Origin of the sequence: Leifsonia sp. SIMBA_070 (genome assembly GCF_046534635.1) — a bacterium.
Classification (GTDB): Bacteria; Actinomycetota; Actinomycetes; order Actinomycetales; family Microbacteriaceae; genus Leifsonia.
This window is the reverse complement of the sequence record NZ_JAWRYK010000973.1, coordinates 1-234: the sequence shown is the minus strand read 5'-3', so window position 1 is coordinate 234 and position 234 is coordinate 1. Positions and strand designations below refer to the sequence as shown.

Below are 234 nucleotides of genomic sequence, written 5' to 3'. Positions count from 1 at the left end.
TGGAATTCAAAGAGTCCAAACTATTAGGCATTAATCTTTCTGATGCCAGTTTAGGGAATGTCTCCTTTGAGAATTGCAATTGTAATTTAAGTGCTTTTGGTTATGCCGCATTAAAACAAGTGAAGTTCGATCATTGCTCATTGGAAAGTGCTGATTATTATGATTGTAAATTCAAGAAAGTGATGTTCGATACATGTAAATTAAATGAAGTGAACTTTTCCCGGACACCGCTAA

At 34.6% G+C, this 234-nt stretch carries 1 protein-coding gene; it reads left to right on the top strand.

Annotated features, from left to right (window positions below):
• On the top strand, positions 1–234 hold a 234-nt coding region (locus SB754_RS23065; RefSeq protein WP_410784575.1), incomplete at both ends, for a pentapeptide repeat-containing protein.